This window comes from Brevundimonas sp. NPDC046655 (genome assembly GCF_044901625.1).
Lineage (GTDB): Bacteria > Pseudomonadota > Alphaproteobacteria > Caulobacterales > Caulobacteraceae > Brevundimonas.
Window position 1 is genome coordinate 71,606 of record NZ_JBJDPV010000001.1, and the last position, 15,127, is coordinate 86,732.

15 protein-coding genes are annotated in these 15,127 nt (G+C 64.9%); 5 read left to right on the forward strand and 10 right to left on the reverse strand.

Going from position 1 to position 15,127, the window contains the following annotated elements:
* Positions 1 to 12: 12 nt before the first annotated feature.
* The gene (locus ACI2KI_RS00340; protein WP_404616783.1) at positions 13 to 366 is read left to right on the forward strand and encodes a hypothetical protein; all 354 of its coding nucleotides are present in this window, start codon (positions 13 to 15) and stop codon (positions 364 to 366) included.
* A 226-nt stretch (positions 367 to 592) separates the two neighbouring features.
* Here the strand turns inward: ACI2KI_RS00340 and ACI2KI_RS00345 are convergent, their stop codons facing one another.
* The 6 genes from ACI2KI_RS00345 to ACI2KI_RS00370 form a co-directional block, all read right to left on the reverse strand.
* Positions 593 to 1,186, reverse strand: a complete 594-nt coding sequence (locus tag ACI2KI_RS00345; RefSeq protein ID WP_404616785.1) for a DJ-1/PfpI family protein — start codon at positions 1,184 to 1,186, stop codon at positions 593 to 595.
* Positions 1,187 to 1,287: 101 nt separating this feature from the next.
* Positions 1,288 to 2,064 carry a hypothetical protein gene (locus ACI2KI_RS00350; RefSeq protein WP_404616787.1) on the reverse strand — a complete coding sequence of 259 codons (777 nt, stop codon included), beginning with the start codon at positions 2,062 to 2,064 and terminating at the stop codon, positions 1,288 to 1,290.
* 81 nt (positions 2,065 to 2,145) lie between these two features.
* Positions 2,146 to 2,418, reverse strand: a complete 273-nt coding sequence (locus ACI2KI_RS00355; RefSeq protein ID WP_404616789.1) for a hypothetical protein — start codon at positions 2,416 to 2,418, stop codon at positions 2,146 to 2,148.
* Between the two features lie 208 nt (positions 2,419 to 2,626).
* Positions 2,627 to 3,322 (reverse strand): pirin family protein, encoded by a 696-nt coding sequence (locus ACI2KI_RS00360; protein ID WP_404616791.1) that lies wholly within the window; start codon positions 3,320 to 3,322, stop codon positions 2,627 to 2,629.
* A gap of 211 nt (positions 3,323 to 3,533) precedes the next feature.
* Complete coding sequence (aroC, locus tag ACI2KI_RS00365; RefSeq protein WP_404616793.1) at positions 3,534 to 4,619, reverse strand: chorismate synthase; 1,086 nt, start codon at positions 4,617 to 4,619, stop codon at positions 3,534 to 3,536.
* A gap of 10 nt (positions 4,620 to 4,629) precedes the next feature.
* Positions 4,630 to 5,367, reverse strand: coding sequence for a DnaJ C-terminal domain-containing protein (locus tag ACI2KI_RS00370; RefSeq protein WP_404616795.1), 738 nt, complete (start codon positions 5,365 to 5,367; stop codon positions 4,630 to 4,632).
* Positions 5,368 to 5,510: 143 nt separating this feature from the next.
* Between ACI2KI_RS00370 and pdxH the strand changes: the two genes are divergently transcribed.
* Positions 5,511 to 6,173, forward strand: coding sequence for a pyridoxamine 5'-phosphate oxidase (pdxH, locus tag ACI2KI_RS00375; protein WP_313105571.1), 663 nt, complete (start codon positions 5,511 to 5,513; stop codon positions 6,171 to 6,173).
* A 9-nt stretch (positions 6,174 to 6,182) separates the two neighbouring features.
* On the opposite strand, the gene ACI2KI_RS00380 is transcribed toward pdxH, so the two are convergent.
* Positions 6,183 to 6,797 (reverse strand): TetR/AcrR family transcriptional regulator, encoded by a 615-nt coding sequence (locus ACI2KI_RS00380; RefSeq protein ID WP_404616798.1) that lies wholly within the window; start codon positions 6,795 to 6,797, stop codon positions 6,183 to 6,185.
* An 87-nt stretch (positions 6,798 to 6,884) separates the two neighbouring features.
* Entirely contained in the window at positions 6,885 to 7,529 is a 645-nt protein-coding gene (udk, locus tag ACI2KI_RS00385; RefSeq protein WP_404616800.1) for a uridine kinase, read from the reverse strand.
* Positions 7,530 to 7,800: 271 nt separating this feature from the next.
* Between udk and ACI2KI_RS00390 the strand changes: the two genes are divergently transcribed.
* Positions 7,801 to 9,432: a long-chain-fatty-acid--CoA ligase gene (locus ACI2KI_RS00390; RefSeq protein ID WP_404616802.1), complete on the forward strand. Its 1,632-nt coding sequence runs from the start codon at positions 7,801 to 7,803 to the stop codon at positions 9,430 to 9,432.
* A gap of 17 nt (positions 9,433 to 9,449) precedes the next feature.
* Entirely contained in the window at positions 9,450 to 10,145 is a 696-nt protein-coding gene (locus ACI2KI_RS00395; RefSeq protein ID WP_404616804.1) for a DUF1499 domain-containing protein, read from the forward strand.
* On the opposite strand, the gene ACI2KI_RS00400 is transcribed toward ACI2KI_RS00395, so the two are convergent.
* Both ACI2KI_RS00400 and ACI2KI_RS00405 read right to left on the reverse strand, forming a co-directional pair.
* A complete protein-coding gene (locus tag ACI2KI_RS00400; protein ID WP_404616806.1) occupies positions 10,142 to 11,068 on the reverse strand; it encodes an MBL fold metallo-hydrolase in 927 nt (308 codons plus the stop codon). The genes ACI2KI_RS00395 and ACI2KI_RS00400 overlap by 4 nt on opposite strands.
* Positions 11,069 to 11,296: 228 nt before the next feature.
* A complete protein-coding gene (locus ACI2KI_RS00405; RefSeq protein WP_292082438.1) occupies positions 11,297 to 11,698 on the reverse strand; it encodes a TIGR01244 family sulfur transferase in 402 nt (133 codons plus the stop codon).
* Between the two features lie 239 nt (positions 11,699 to 11,937).
* Between ACI2KI_RS00405 and ACI2KI_RS00410 the strand changes: the two genes are divergently transcribed.
* On the forward strand, positions 11,938 to 15,093 hold the full coding sequence (locus tag ACI2KI_RS00410) for a TonB-dependent receptor (protein WP_313412922.1): 3,156 nt from the start codon (positions 11,938 to 11,940) through the stop codon (positions 15,091 to 15,093).
* Positions 15,094 to 15,127: the final 34 nt, after the last annotated feature.

A 15,127-nucleotide genomic window follows, 5' to 3' on the forward strand; every position in this document is an offset into this window, starting at 1 on the left:
AGATGTTCTGCGTTGGGCTTCCTCATTTGTATATCGGTGGGGGCGGTCGGCGCTTCGGCGCAAACCTCAAATCCCCCTGTTCAGCCAATGTTGCTGCCGCCACAGTCGCCACCGGTGGTGCAAAGGATCCCCGATCCGAATTGGCGCAATGTCATGGAGATGCGGATCTCTGAGTGGGAAATCGGCGTACGGGGGAATCGTGAGGCGGCCCGTGATGAGCGTCAGAAATTCAGGCGGGCTCAGCGTCTTGCCAGGATGATCAATGGCGGGCGGTGCGATGATGCATTCAAGCAAGCATTGCTTGAGGAGGATCGCGATATGGCTCAGCGCGTTGCTGATGTCTGTAGCAATGGCAGCGTATCATAAAGGGACGAATGTCGCGTCTCATTGTATTAATGCGTCGCGCGGGTTCAGGGTGATCTTGAATTTCGCGCGACGTATTCAGTTTCGCTGCGTTAGCGGGGCCATGTGCCTTTTTGGTAGTAGAGTAAGTATATTGAGGGGCTTTTCGCGATAGGGGCTCGCTTCGGCCCTGATTGTTTGCTCAACGGCTTGTCGCCCTGCTTAGGCTAATGCTGAGCGCCCTCGGGCTTTAGAAGCGGCCCATCGCCGCCATCGCGCGCGCGACGTATTCAGCCTTTTCGCCGACGGGGGCGACGTAGTGGATGGCGTCTTCGGCGTCCTGAACTGTCGCCAGGCGGGCGATCATCCAGGCGGCGAGGTATTGCGAGGCGAGGCAGCCGCCGGCTGTGGCGACATTGCCGTGCGCGACGAAGGGGGCGTCCACGACATTGACGCCGGCCTCGACCACCCAGGGCCTGGTGGTCAGGTCGGTACAGGCGGGCAGGTCGCCGATCAGGCCCAGTCTGGCCAGCAACAGGGTTCCCGAGCACTGGGCGCCGATCAACTGGCGCGCCGGGTCCAGTTCCAGTTGTGACAGGAAGGCGGGATCGGCGGCGTAGTCGCGGGTCTTGATCCCGCTGCCGATCAGGACGGCGTCGGCCTCGGCCAGAAACTCCAGCGGCTTCTGGCGCTGGATGGTGACGCCGGCCATGGAGGTGACCTCGGGCGTGGGGCAGGTGATGTGGGCGGCCCAGCCTTGCGTTTTCATCCGGTTCAGGATGCCCGCCGCGATGAAGCTGTCCAGCTCGTTGAAGCCGTCGAGGGGCAGGATGGCGATCTGCATGCTTGGCTCGCTTGGGGAGGAAGGCTCACCCTAGGCCGCAAATGGCGCGGTCCGACAGGGCCGCTTGGCGCGTGAGCGGCCTGATCACAGCCAAGGGGCTGTCAGAGGCCTTCTCTCGCAACGGCGATCAGCAGAGGGACAAAGATATAGGCGACCTTGCCTTCGTTGGCGGCGGCGTCGTCGGGGTGAAGGCGCGAGCCGTTTCTGTTGAGGGCTTCGCTTCGCGCGCTTCGGACGTTCATGGCCTTTGGAAAGTGGTCGGCATGGCATTGGCTGTAGGCGCCGTTCTGAATGATGCAGCTCAGTTCCAGAGAACGTCCGGGGCGACCGCCGACGTCGCCTTCGCGCGGAGGCCTTTGCAGTCGCAGGTCCGGCGCTGCCCTGGGTATGGCGTCCCGGTCGTCCACAAGCGGGTATCCGCAGGCTGTCAGCACGCGATCGAGATTGGCGGACTGGGCTGGAAGATCGAACGCGGCGTTGATCGGTGCGCTGTCTCCGGGAGCGGACCGAAGCCGCAATCCGCCGCCCGCGCGCAGGAACCGCGCATCGCGGGCAGGCAGGGTGCTGGTCAGGGAGCCGCCTTCATCCATGGTCCACGACTGGGTGTCGGTTGCGCCGCCTGAACGGGTGGCGGTGAGAAGGCGCGACGTTTCGGTGGTCGCCGGCAGGCCGGCCAACAGAACCCGGAGTTGGCCATTGGCGCACTGGGCGATGACGGCGTGGCCCGAGTCGTAGCGGACAGCGGCGACGGTCAGGCTGCGAGCGGCGTCCTCGGCGAATTCCCAGTCGTCATCGGCCTGACCCGCCGCCGCTGTTGTTCCCCCAAGACCGAGGCCAGCGATCGCCAGCGCTGCAAGTCCGTGCCTCAATCCACGCATCGCCGATCCCCTCTTCCGGCTGAGGATTTGGGGTCTGGCGGGTGAAGTCGTCAAGACTGTGAGAACGGCTTGAACAAGGCCCTAGCAGTCCTTGCCCTGGCGCCGGCGTTGTTCGCAGCGGCGCTGTTCGCGTTCCCATTCGCGCTGCTCGCGCTCGCGCCTGGCCTTGGTTTCCTCGTCCGAGGTGGTGACGGCGTCGAAGCCCGCGCCGACCACGGCGCCAGTGGCCTTGACCGTGCCGCCGACGACGGCCGCGCCGGTGCCGACCACGGCCCCGACGACGCAGCCCTGCAGCAGCAGAGAGCCGCCGATGACGGCCAGAAGGGCGGTCGCCCGCGCGAAGGGTTTGGTCATGAGAATCTCCCGAGGCGCTGATCTTGCGCCTAGGAAGTGAACAGAGGCTGAGGGCTAGATCGTGGCCCACATCCTTTTGCCGTCATCCCGGGGCCGCGAAGCGGAGCCCGGGACCCAGACGGTGGAGGCTGAGCGGGCGGGAAAGCGACAAGAGCCCCCGCCTGGGTCCCGGATAACGGCTACGCCGTTTCCGGGATGACGGAGGGGGCTACAGGCTGTCGACCATGACCAGTTCGGCGTCTTCGCTGGCCGTGATGGTGATCACGGCTTCGTCGACGATGCCGGCGCCGTCGCGGGCGTTCAGCGTCGTTCCATTGACGTCCACCCGGCCCACGGCGGGGACAAGGTAGGCGCGGCGACCGGCGGCCAGGTCATAGGTCAGGCTCTCGCCCGCCTTCAGCGTCGCGGCCAGGATCCTGGCGTCGGCGTTGATCGACAGGGCCTCGTCCGCCGGATCGCCCGAGGCGACGACGGTGAAGCGGCCCGAGCGGTCGCTCTTGGGGAACTCACGCTGGCCCCAGGACGGCGGAGCGCCCGGCTTGTCGGTCTCGATCCAGATCTGGAACAGGGTGGTCGTCTCGTTCTCGAGGTTGAACTCGGAGTGACGCACGCCCGTGCCAGCGCTCATCACCTGAACATCGCCCGCGCCGGTGCGGCCCTTGTTGCCCATCGAGTCCTCGTGGGTGATGGCGCCGGTGCGGACATAGGTGATGATCTCCATGTCGGCGTGCGGGTGGGGCGGGAAGCCCGAGCGGGCGCCGATCTCGTCGTCGTTCCAGACGCGCAGACGGCCCCAGCCCATACGCTTGGGGTCATAGTAGTTGGCGAACGAGAAGTGATGCTTGGCGTTCAGCCAGCCGTGGTTGGCGCCGCCGAGGGTGTTGAAAGGTCTGACGTCGATCATGGTGCGGTCTCCCTGTGGCGCAGCCTATGCCGCGCCGCTCGAGACCTATATAGGTAACAATGACTGTTGCGAAAAGGGGTGTGGCGCAAAGCTTGTCATCCCGGAAGCGGCGGAGCCGCTATCCGGGACCGCGAGAAGTGCTGACGGCGGCGTTCGTTGCGGTCCCGGCTCTGCGCTGCGCTTCGGCCGGGATGACGGAAGAGAGGGGGCGTTACCCCACCTGCGCCCGGTGGCGGAGCATGGCGTCGGCCAGCACGATGGCGGCCATGGCCTCGACCACCGGGACGCCGCGCAGGGCGACGCAGGGGTCGTGGCGGCCCTTGGTGCGCAGGTCGACCTCGGCGCCGTCGCGGTTGATGGTCTGGCGCAGGGTCAGGATGGAGGAGGTGGGCTTGAAGGCCACGCGCGCCGTCAGCGGCTGGCCGGTCGAGATGCCGCCGAGGACCCCGCCCGCCTTGTTGGACAGGAAGACCGGCAGGCCGTCGTCGCCCAGGCGCATTTCGTCGGCGTTGTCCTCGCCCGTCAGTTCGGCGGCGCCGAAGCCCGCGCCGATCTCGACGCCCTTGACCGCGTTGATCGACATCAGGCCCGAGGCCAGTTCGGCGTCCAGCTTGGCGTAGAGCGGCGCGCCCCAGCCGGCGGGCACGCCCGTGACCTCCAGCGCCACGACGGCGCCGATGGAGGAGCCGGCCTTGCGTACGCCGTCCAGATAGGCCTCCCACGCGGGGACGACCTCAGCCGAGGCGGCGAACAGGGCGTTGTCATAGACGGCGTCGAAGTCGATGGCCTCGTCGGCGATGCGGTGCGGGCCCAGTTGGACCACGCCGGCGCGGATGCGGACGTTCTCTCCCAACACCTTGCGCGCCACGGCCCCCGCCGCGACCCGGCTGGCCGTTTCGCGTGCGGACGAACGCCCGCCCCCGCGGTGGTCGCGCACCCCGTACTTGGCCTGATAGGCGAAGTCGGCGTGGCCGGGACGGAAGGCGCGGGCGATCTCGCCGTAATCCTTGGAGCGCTGGTCGGTGTTCTCGATCATTAGACTGATCGGCGTGCCGGTGGTGACGGGACCGTTTCCGTCGTCGAAGACGCCGGACAGGATGCGGACCTGATCGGCCTCCTGCCGCTGGGTGACGAAGCGGCTGCCGCCGGGCTTGCGCAGGTCGAGCAGGGGCTGGATGTCGGCCTCGGTCAGCGGGATCAGCGGCGGGCAGCCGTCGACGACGCAGCCGATGGCCGGGCCGTGGCTTTCGCCCCAGGTGGTGACGCGGAACAGATGACCGAAGGTATTGTGCGACATGGAATACGGCTTAGGCCGCGATGCGCTCCGGCGTCCAGACCCGCGTGAAGCGCAGCAGCAGGTCTTCGGCCGCCGAGGGCAGATCGGCCGAGGCCTCCAGCTTGACGAACAGGTCGCCGGCGGGCCGACTGCCGCGCGCGGGCAGGCCCAGGCCTTTCAGGCGCAGACGCACCGGCTCGACCATGTCGGGAACCAGCCAGGACGAGCGCGGACCGGCGTGGGTCATGATCTCGATGCGACCGCCGTCGTCCATCATCCGCTGCGGCACGGCCCAGGTCATGAACAGGTCGCCGCCCAGGACCGACAGGCCGTCGGCGGGCCGGATCAGGGCAGGCAGCAGAAGGTCGCCGCCGTTCGCGGCGCCGCGTTTCAGCCGGATCGTGTCGCCGCTGCGGACGCCCGGCGGAGCGTGGATCAGCAGGGTGCGACATCCGACGACCACGCGGACGCAGCCGCCGCTGATCGCCTGCATCGGCGTCAGGGTCAGCAGGGGCGCAGGGGCGGGCGGCGGCGTGAAGGGCGCCGACTTGGCGTGCGATGCGGGGGCGGGCAGGGCCAGGGTCTGGGCCTGCAAGAGGCGATAGGCGGCGATGACGCGGCGGAACCTGTCGGCGTCGCCGCCGTGCGCGTCGGGACGCGCGGCCTTGACCGCCGTACGGAAGGCAGCGGTCAGGCCTTCAGGACCGACGGGCCCGGTCAGGCCCATCAGCGACCGGGCGTGTTCAGGGGTGAGGGCGTCCGCGCACATGGCGACCAGCCTCGGGCCAATATGGTCAAGACTGGGTTAACCTTGTCGACTGAAACGAGAATTTCAGTTTATGGTGAAGCTTGGTGTCCCGCCTTAGTCTACGGCTGATGACGTAGGGGAAATGCGGGTGTAGAGAATCACGCATGACCCAGCCCCTGATCCCGCCCAGCCCGTCTGTTCAGGACTACGCCGCGCAACTGGCGGCCAATGCGGACGAGACCATGTTCGAGCAAGTCGAGCCCTATGGCCTGTTCGCCGAGTGGCTGGAGGCGGCCAAGGCGTCCGAGCCGAACGACGCCAACGCCATGACCCTGGCGACGATCGACGCCGAGGGAATGCCGGATGCGCGGATCGTCCTGCTGAAGGATGTGGACGGGCGCGGCTTCACCTTCTTCTCAAACCAGGAAAGCGCCAAGGGCGAGCAGCTGTGGGCCCATCCGTCGGCGGCCCTGGTCTTCCACTGGAAGAGTTTGCGTCGGCAGGTGCGCGTTCGTGGTGTTGTCGAGCAGGTCAGTGTGGCCGAGGCCGACACCTACTTCGCCAGCCGTGCGCGCGAGAGCCGTATCGGGGCCTGGGCTTCTGATCAGTCGCGGCCGCTGGCCAGTCGGGCGATGCTGGAAGCGCGCGTGGCTGAAAAGACGGCGAGCTTTGACGGGCAGGAAGTGCTGCGCCCGGATCGCTGGACGGGCTGGCGAGTCGTGCCGCAGCAGATCGAGTTCTGGCGCGATCGAGCTTTCCGGCTGCACGATCGGTTGCGGTTTGACCGCGAAGGCGAGGCCTGGCGCCGGACGCGCCTCTGGCCGTAAGGGGCTCTACTAGACGGCGTAGCGGGCGAGGAAGGTTTCGACTGCGTCCTCGGCGATCGCGCGCGGCGCACGTTCAGCGACGACGTCGTCGCCCGTGACCAGCGGGACGAAGAAGACGGGGTGTTCGATCATCCCCATCAACTGCCCCGCCGCCCATGAAGGCTTGTCGACCTTTATCTGGCCATCGGCTGTCATTTCCATGAGCATTCCGATCAGGACGGCGCCGAAGTCGTTTCGTCCCCGCTCGAAGAAATGCATGGCGATGGCTTCAAAGCGCGGGCGTTCCGCCAGCACCAGTCGAAACACGGAGCGAACGAAGGTGTCGCTCATGAACTCCGCATAGGCGCTCATGAAGGCCGCCAGCCGCTCGCGCGGCGTGCCGCTGACGATGGGCACGGCGCCCATGTGGCGGGCGAAGTCCTCCGAAGCGTCGTTGATCACCGCTTCGAAGAGCACCGCCTTGCTGTCGAAAAAGGCATAGAGGGTGGCCGTTGAGACGCCGGATTCCCGAGCGATCGGCTCCATTCGTGTGCCAGCGTAGCCTTCGTTGATGAAGTGCAATCGGGCCTGGCGCACAATGGCGGCGCGTCGAGGATCATCGAGATCTTGGGCCAAAGCAGTCATCGTTACATACCCGTAAGGACTATGGATAACGTGCCTTTAAAATGCCACGATTGCAACAGGTAACGAAGTTCTGCGAATCGAAATCAATTAATGATGCCAAGCCGCTAGGAGCGGGTGGGCGAGAACCGGAGCGGCGAGGCGAATGACCGCCTGCGGATCTTCCAGCCGTACGGCCGCCGTAGCGTCAGCGACGATGAAATCGGCGTGGGTGCGCGAAGGTTCCGTATGGCGCTCGTGCCCGGGCCGCACCGTCAGCAGGTACTGGTGAATGACGGATTCGGCGGTGCGGCCGCGCTCGGTCTGGTCGCGCAGCAGTCGGCGGATGAAGCGGATGTCGGCGGGGGTGTCGACAAAGACCTTGATGTCGAACAGGGCGGTCAGAGCCGGGTCGCACAGCACGTGGGTGCCTTCCAGAATCACCACTTCGGCCGCCGGGATGGGTTCACCGCCCGGATCGCGGCCGTGGTGGATGAAGGAATAGAGGGGGGCGACGACGGGACGGCCGGCCTTCAACTCCTTCAGGTGCTGGATCAGCAGGTCGTGGTCGCGAGCGGCGACATCGTCGAAATCATGAGTCTCGGCGTCAAAGCCCGGCACGCTGGCGGCGTCCAGATAATAGGAGTCTTCGCGCATCAGCACGGCCACGCCGGCGGGCAGGGAGGCGACCAGGGCTTCGGCCAGTGTGCTCTTGCCGGAGCCTGAGCCTCCAGTGATGGCGATGAGGATGGTCATGGGGATCTCCGTGCGTTCCGGCGGCTTTTAGGCGGATCGCGCGCGATTGACGACAGGCCAGGGCCGCAGAAGCGAGGAGAGGCGCGTTCGCCGAAGAAAGATCGTCAGACGAGCGGCGGCGGCCAAGGCGCGAGATCAGCCGTCGAGTTTGGCAAGCCGTCGATAGAAACTGCGACTTTGTTTCCCTAGCGGCACGTTGCTTATCGCTGTTCACCTAGATAGCGTCGCTGCAAAGCGCCACGTTCTAGAGGGTGCGAGACGAGGGAATGCGATGCTGGGTTTGATGCAGGACTGGCCGCTGACGGTCGACAAGATTCTCGATCACGCGAAGAATTGGCACCCGAACCGCGAGGTCGTGACGCGATCCGTCGAGGGGCCGATCGAGCGCACCACCTATGGAGCCATCCACGGTCGGGCCAAGCGGGTGTCGAACGCCCTGAAGGCCTGGGGCGTGCAGCCTGGCGACCGGATCGCTACCCTGGCCTGGAACACCGGCGACCATATCGAGACCTGGTACGGCATCATGGGCATCGGCGCGGTGTGCCACACCCTGAACCCCCGCCTGTTCCCGGAGCAGCTGGTCTATATCATCAACCACGCCGGTGACCGGATCATCTTCGTCGACCTGACCTTCGTGCCGCTGCTGGACGCCATCCTGCCGCACTGTCCTTCGGTCGAGCGCGTCGTCATCATGACCGACCCGGACCACATGCCGCAGACCAGGCTGCCGGTGGTCGAGTGCTATGAGACCGTGTTGGAGCAATCCTCGGAAGACATCGAGTGGGGCGGCTTCGACGAGCAGACCGCCTGCGGCCTGTGCTACACCTCGGGCACGACGGGGAACCCCAAGGGCGTCCTCTACTCGCACCGCTCAAACTTCATCCATACCCTGCTGGGCCTGCAGTCGACGGTCCTGGGCGCCACGCCCAAGGAAGTCATCCTGCCGGTGGTGCCCATGTTCCACGCCAATGCCTGGGGCATCGCCTTCGGCGGGCCGGCGGCGGGCTCCAAGCTGGTCATGCCGGGCGCGCGTATGGACGGCCCGGCCATCTATGAACTGCTGGAGACCGAAGGCGTCACCTTCTCGGCCGCCGTGCCGACCGTTTGGCAGGGGCTGCTGAACCACCTGCGCGAGAACAATCTGAAGCTCTCGACGGTCAAGCGCGTGCTGATCGGCGGCGCCGCCGTGCCGGAAAGCATGATCCGCGCCTTCCACGACGAGTTCGGCGTCGAGGTTCTGCAGGGCTGGGGCATGACCGAGACCTCGCCCATCGGCACCCTGTCGAACATGACGCCGGAACTGGCCGCCCTGCCGTTTGAGGAGCAGCTGAAGTGGCGGGTCAAGCAGGGCACGCCGCCGCTGGGTGTCGAGTTGAAGCTGAAGAACTACGCCGGTCAGGAGATGCCGCACGACGGCTCGACCTACGGCCGACTGATGATCAAGGGGCCGACCATCGCCCGCGCCTATTTCCGCGACGAGGGCGGCGAGATCCTGGACAACGAAGGCTTCTTTGACACCGGCGACGTCTCGACCATCGACGACCACGGCTTCATGCAGATCACCGACCGCGCCAAGGACGTCATCAAGTCGGGCGGCGAATGGATCAGCTCCATCGAGATCGAGAACCTGGCCGTGGGCCATCCCAAGGTCGCCCTGGCCGCCGTCATCGGCTCGGCCCACCCGAAATGGGATGAGCGCCCGGTCCTGCTGATCAAGCTGAAGGAGGGCGAGACCGAGGACAAGCAGGAGCATCTGGACTTCCTGGTCGGCAAGATCGCCAAGTGGTGGATGCCGGACGACGTGGTCTTCCTGGCTGATATTCCGCTGGGCGCCACGGGCAAGATCGACAAGAAGCTGCTGCGCGAGCAGATGAAGGATTACCGTCTGCCGACCGCAGGCTGATCTTTCAGGAGGGCCGCATGGCTGAACCATCCCGAACGCAGGCGCGAACGGCTGAAATCCGTCTGCGCTGGCTGACGCTGGCGGCGTTCGCGGCGCCTCTGCTGGTGCTGGCCGCCGTCTTCGGGACGCGGCTCGGTCTGTGGAGCGCCGAGTTCGGCCTGGAGGTGCTGACGCTGAGGATCGGACGCATCCTGGCCTTTGTCGGGCTGGCGGCGGCTTTGGTCGCCGTCATCGTCGCGATGAAGGACATGAGGCGCCGCGGGCTCTACGCCGCGGTTTCACTGGTCGTAGCCGGCGCGGCCGTGGCCCTGTTCATGGTGCAGGGGCAGCGCTTCGCCGTCCTGGCCGCTAATGATGTGACCACCGACGCGGGCGAGCCTCCCGCCTTCTCCCGTGCGGTGCTGGCCATGCGCGGCGGGCAGGGGGGGGCGACCCCATCCGTCGCCTGTCCTGATCTGGTTTCCGTTCCGCGCCAGGTGGCGCCCGAAACGGCGGCGGCGGCGCTGGAGGCGGCGGGATTTACGCCTCGCGGCGCGGCGGCTTTCAGGGCGGACGGCTCCAAGGAAGGCTTCTGGTTCGGCCTGACCCATGACGCCGCCATTCGCATTCGTCCGGGCCGCACTGACGTGCGCGTGGCCCAGCGAGAGGGCGTGGCGGTCGGCGACGAGGCTTGCCGACTGGCCCGCGCCATTACGGACGGTCTGCAGCCCTAGTCGGCGGTCAGGCTGTAGCTGGCGGCCAGCGTCGGTTCCGGCGTGGCCGCGGCGCGGCCCTCCTTCACCAGCTTGATCAGGTGTGACAGCACCGACAGGCTGGCGGCCGGCCACAGCCGCTGATCGACGGCGGCATAGAGGGCCGGGACCATCTGGGCGATCGTCTCGTCGCCCGCCGCCAGCCGCGCCATGATCTGCGCCTCGCGCTCCAGCCGATGGTCGCGATAGGCCTTCAGGAAGGGCGCGACCTGAGTGATGGCCGGGCCGTGCGTCGGCCAGATGGTCGAGAAGCCGCGCGCCAGCACCCGGTCAAGACTGGCCATATAGGCGGCCATGTCGCCGTCCGGCGGGGCGACGACGGTGGTGGACCAGCCCATGACATGGTCGCCGCTGAACAGGGCGTTCTCCTCGCGCAGGACGAAGGCCATGTGGTTGGACGCATGGCCCGGCGTGGCCATGGCCTCGAGGGTCCAGCCGTCGCCTTCGATTCTGTCGCCGTCGCTCAGGATGACGTCCGCCGTGAAGTCCGCATCGTCGTCCTCGTCCATCGAGGCCTCATCCATGGCGTCCGAGGCGTGGATGGTCGGCCCTTGCGGCGCCGCCGCCAGGATCGGCGCGCCGCCGACCGCCTCGGCCAGGGCGCGCGACAGGGGGGCGTGGTCGCGATGGGTGTGGGTCACCAGGATATGGCTGACGGTCCGCCCCTTCACTGCGCGCAACAGGGCGTGCAGGTGAGCCTCGTCTTCGGGGCCGGGGTCGATCACCGCCACACTCGCCCCCGGCATGTCGCGCCCGACGATATAGGTCCCTGTTCCGGTGAAGGTGAACGGTCCCGGATTGTCGGCGATGACCCGCTGGATCAGCGGCGACACCTGATCACGATGGCCGTAGGTGAAGTCGAACTGTCGGACATAGGGGATCACGGGCGGGCGTCCTCGGCGTGCAGCGGGGGCCGACGTGGCGCCGACCTTGCGTTCAACGCTTGTAATCCATTCAGGAGCCGTCGCCGTGATCCGAACTGCTGCTTTTCCTGTCTCAAATCGGCTTCCGGCCGTGATCGCCGCCTTGCTGTGTCTTGCGACGACGCAGTGGATCGTCGCCTCATGTACGCCGGAACCCGCGACGCCCTATGCGGCGCGGGCCGCCGTCCGCTAAAGCGGCAGGCGGCTCAGGTCGTAGCCGGCGGCCAGCGCCGTCGCTCGCAGATCATCCGCATTCGCGCCCCGCAGACGCTCGGCCATGGCCCAGGCGGCGGTGGATCTCATGCCTGACCGGCAAAAGAGAAGGATGCGTTCTCCCGGAGACAGGCTGTTCATAGCTTCAAGCGTGCGAAGAACAGCGGCCTGATCCGGAAGGCCCGAGACTGGAATTTCCAAGTAGCGCATGCCGGCCTTGGCGGTCATCTCCGCCATTTCCGCAGACGTGGGCTGATTTGGGTCTTCGCCTTGAGTTCGATGGCTGACCACGACCTTCACATTGGCCCTTGCGGCTTCCGCGAGGTCATTGAAGTCGATCTGGCCAGCGACAAATGTGGCTTCATCTAGGGGGTGCATTGCAACTTTCTTTGCTCAATGTGGCTAAAAATCAGCACGTTAAGTAATAGTGTGGCGAGGATGTGACGATATGACACACATCGTGCGACGAAGCAGAAATTTCCATGCGGCGCTTTCAGCGTCCCGCTAACATGGGTCTTTAGGGAGCGTGAGGGGTGACCGGCCCGGCTGCAGATGCCCATGAACTTTCCCTGATAGGGCGGGTAGCGGCTTATTGGATGCTTCCAGAGGAGGATATCTTGAAGATTAGAAACATTCGGCAGCGTCTGCTTCAGTCTACTATGATTGGCGGCACGGCGCTCATGGCGTTGACGGCTGTATCGGTCGGGACGCTCGCAGCGCCTACAGTTGCATCCGCACAGGATTACACCAGCGGCGTTCTGACCGGCACGGTCTCGGATGCTTCTGGCGCGCGGGTGGCGGGGGCCACGGTCACCACCACGTCGGCTCAGGGAACTGTGCGGACGACGACGACCGACGCCAACGGCTCATTCCGCCTGCCGGCTCTGGCTGTCGGCTCGTATGAGGTCAGCATTTCATCCTCCGCTGGCTCGGCCACCGATCGCGTGTCGGTGTCGCCGGGCGGCAGCAGCTATGCCTTTACCGTGGCCAACGCGGGCGGAGCGACGACCGTGGGTGACGTGATCGTCACTGGCGCACGCAAGACGCAGGACTTCAGCCGCACCGATACCGGCCTGAGCGTTGATGTGCAGGAATTCGCTGATCGGGTGCCTACCGGCCGCAGCATCAATGCTGTGACCCTGTTCACTCCGGGAGCCAGCGCCCCCGATGCCACGATCGCGGCGAGTTCGCGCCGCAACCAGTCGCTGGTTTCGCTGTCGGGCACTTCGGCTGCTGAAAGCGTCTATTATATTAACGGTCTGAACGTCACCGATCAGCGCAGCTTCCTCGGTTACGGCGAACTTCCGTTTGATTTTATCCAGACGATCGACACCAAGACGGGCGGCTATCAAGCTGAGTACGGCCGCGCTACCGGCGGCGTCGTCAACATCGTGACCCGCTCTGGCAGCAATGAGTGGACCGGGGGGGTCAGCACCTATTGGACTCCGAACGGTCTGCGTAGCTCGCGAGGCGTTTCCTACCAGGCTGGCGGCAACAACGCCGCCGGCATTCAGAACTTCAACCAGTATTCTGAGAGCGATGTGAAGGACTATACCGCCTATATCGGCGGTCCGCTCTGGAAAGATCATCTCTTCCTGTTCGGCGTCTACAACATTCGTGATGTCGAAACGGCCGGCGCTCGTTCGCGGACATATGCGTACAGCGCCGCGAACCCGGATGGCGTTGCCGGCGCAACGCGAACCCAGAGCTATGCGTCTTATGACGATCCCCGCTGGGCGGTGAAGCTGGACTTTGTTTTGAACCCGCAGCATCGTCTTGAAGCAACGCTTATCAACGACGAAACGACCACCACCACTGTCACCAAGACGTTTGACGCCACCACCGATGCATACCTGCGCGAAACTGCGCCGATCTACGCCGATGCCGGCGGTCTGACGCAGATTTACAAGTACACGGGCGTTTTCACCGATTGGTTCACCTTGTCGGCGCTGTTTGGTCGTCAAGAAAATTCTCAACTGGATTATGGTGATCCAATCAACATTCCGGGCATTCGCGACTATGTGGCGAATGGTGGGGGCTATATTACGTCAGGTATTCATGCTGGCCCCTACAATCTGGAAGGCGAGGATATCCGCAAGACCTATCGTGTGGATGCCGACTTCTACGTCAACCTGCTTGGCGAGCACCATCTCCGTGTGGGCTATGACAAGGAAGATCTGACGTCCACGGCGCGCAGCGCCTATTCGGGCGGGGCTCTCTACTATGCGCTGGATCAGGCTGATTGCCCGGCCGGTACGCCCGCTGCCGGTTGCGTCGAAGTGCTGACCTTCGCCAACAACGGCCGCTTCACGGCTGAGCAGACCGCGCTGTATGTTCAGGACTCGTGGGACATTCTGCCCAACCTGACGCTGCAGTTGGGTGTCCGCAACGACCAATACGATTACAAGAACGTCGATGGCGAGAGCTATATCAAGGTCGACGACCAATGGGCTCCGCGTCTTGGCTTCAACTGGGACCCGCTCAGTGATGGCGTGAATCGTATCTATGGTTCGTTCGGTGATTATTATCTGCCGATCGCGACCAATACGTCCATTCGTGCTTCCTCGGGTGAGGTCTATACGGACGAGTTCTTTGATGCGACTCGCAATCCGAATGGCTCTCTGACCCTGAACGGCAACTACCCGGTTCTCGGTACGCGCCGTCAGATCGACTACCTCAGCCCTCCGGGCGCTCCGGATCCGCGCACGGTCGCCGAAGCCGACCTGAAGCCGATGTATGAGCGCGAGTTTGTGCTTGGCTACGAACACAGCTTCGTGGACGGCATGTTCGCCGACTGGTCTGCAGGCGTTCGTTATGTCAACCGCAACCTGGAAGAAGCGATCGAGGACACGGCGATCGGTGACGCCATCGTCCGCTATTGCATCCGCACCAATACGGCCTGCGGCCAGTCCGGACCGGGCGATGCTGATTTCGCTTCGCTGTTCCCCTATGTGCTGGTGAACCCGGGCGATGGAGCTTCGGTCTTCATCGACCTTCAGGGCGATACGCGTACGCTGGCCAATGGGGCGGCGAATCCGGCCTACAATCCTCAGCAGATCAATCTGACGGCGGCGGATTTGTCGCTGCCGGAAGTTGAGCGCAAGTATCAGGCTTTGGAGTTCACCTTCCAGCGTCCGTTTGACGGTACTTGGGGGCTCCAAGGATCGTACACCTTGGCCGAGTCCAAGGGTAACTACGAAGGCGCTGTGAAGTCCGACATCGGTCAGACCGATACGTCGATCACCCAGGACTACGACCACGCGGCCAACTCGTTGGGCGCCTATGGCTATCTGCCGAACCATCACGCCCACACGATCAAGCTGTTCGGTTCCTATGCGCCGAACGACTTCTTCAACATCGGTGCCAACTTCACGGCGCAGTCGGGCCGTTATTATGGCTGCTTGGGCCGTGTGCCGGTGTCGGTCGATCCGCTGTCGCCTCAAGTCGGGACCCCGTCGGGTTGGTACTGCCCGATTGGCGCGAACAATGCCGTCATTTCTACGCCGCGCGGTTCGCAAGGGGAAACGCCCTGGACCTATCAGCTTGACCTGAGCATGAACTTCAACCTGCTCCAGGACGAGACGAAGGGCGCTCTGACGGCCTCGGTCGACATCTTCAATGTCTTTGACAATGACGAAGTCACGCGAGTCGTGGAGCAGGGTCTGGTCCGCACCGGCAGCAATGCCCCGAATGCTCGTGCGCCTTATTTCGGCATGGCGCGCAGCTACCAGGCTCCGCGTACGCTTCGCTTCGGTCTGCGCTACCGCTTCTAAGTTTGAGGTAGTCTGATCAGGGCGGCGAACTTCG

Excerpts from the sequence above, each read along its gene's own strand:
- ACI2KI_RS00355 (WP_404616789.1), bottom strand. The coding sequence starts at position 2,418 with ATGACCAAACCCTTCGCGCGGGCGACCGCCCTTCTGGCCGTCATCGGC.
- ACI2KI_RS00405 (WP_292082438.1), bottom strand. The coding sequence starts at position 11,698 with ATGCACCCCCTAGATGAAGCCACATTTGTCGCTGGCCAGATCGACTTC.
- ACI2KI_RS00380 (WP_404616798.1), bottom strand. The coding sequence starts at position 6,797 with ATGACTGCTTTGGCCCAAGATCTCGATGATCCTCGACGCGCCGCCATT.
- pdxH (WP_313105571.1), top strand. The coding sequence starts at position 5,511 with ATGACCCAGCCCCTGATCCCGCCCAGCCCGTCTGTTCAGGACTACGCC.
- ACI2KI_RS00345 (WP_404616785.1), bottom strand. The coding sequence starts at position 1,186 with ATGCAGATCGCCATCCTGCCCCTCGACGGCTTCAACGAGCTGGACAGC.
- ACI2KI_RS00370 (WP_404616795.1), bottom strand. The coding sequence starts at position 5,367 with ATGTGCGCGGACGCCCTCACCCCTGAACACGCCCGGTCGCTGATGGGC.
- ACI2KI_RS00350 (WP_404616787.1), bottom strand. The coding sequence starts at position 2,064 with ATGCGTGGATTGAGGCACGGACTTGCAGCGCTGGCGATCGCTGGCCTC.
- ACI2KI_RS00360 (WP_404616791.1), bottom strand. The coding sequence starts at position 3,322 with ATGATCGACGTCAGACCTTTCAACACCCTCGGCGGCGCCAACCACGGC.
- ACI2KI_RS00395 (WP_404616804.1), top strand. The coding sequence starts at position 9,450 with ATGGCTGAACCATCCCGAACGCAGGCGCGAACGGCTGAAATCCGTCTG.
- udk (WP_404616800.1), bottom strand. The coding sequence starts at position 7,529 with ATGACCATCCTCATCGCCATCACTGGAGGCTCAGGCTCCGGCAAGAGC.
- aroC (WP_404616793.1), bottom strand. The coding sequence starts at position 4,619 with ATGTCGCACAATACCTTCGGTCATCTGTTCCGCGTCACCACCTGGGGC.
- ACI2KI_RS00390 (WP_404616802.1), top strand. The coding sequence starts at position 7,801 with ATGCTGGGTTTGATGCAGGACTGGCCGCTGACGGTCGACAAGATTCTC.